This is a genomic window from Anoxybacillus sp. LAT27 (assembly GCF_022030075.1).
Classification (GTDB): domain Bacteria; phylum Bacillota; class Bacilli; order Bacillales; family Anoxybacillaceae; genus Anoxybacillus; species Anoxybacillus kestanbolensis.
Genome location: NZ_JAIWYK010000146.1, coordinates 1 through 279, shown reverse-complemented (window position 1 = coordinate 279; position 279 = coordinate 1). Strand labels below are relative to the sequence as shown.

Annotated in this window: 1 protein-coding gene; it reads right to left on the bottom strand. The window is 62.7% G+C overall.

Features of this window, described 5'->3' with window-relative positions; genetic code table 11:
* Positions 1-44 precede the first annotated feature (44 nt).
* Positions 45-279: HisA/HisF-related TIM barrel protein (locus tag LD028_RS08890; RefSeq protein WP_237811600.1), on the bottom strand; the 235-nt coding region annotated here is incomplete at its 5' end.

Here is a 279-nt window from a genome sequence, read left to right as displayed (position 1 = left end):
GCGCCCGTCTTTCACATCGAGGCACGGGATGATGCGCTTCGTGATCATCGCTCGTTCACCGCCTTGAGCGCTTCCGCGAGCGTAAACTGATTCGTATAAAGCGCCTTGCCGACGATCGCGCCGCCGATGCCTTGTCCAGCATATTGGCAGAGCGCGCGCAAATCGTCAAGCGAGCTGACGCCGCCAGAAGCGATCACTTCTTTTCCCGTCGCCTCGGCCAACCGGACCGCGGCGGCGATGTTCGGGCCCGACAGCGTGCCGTCGGTCGCAATATCGGTG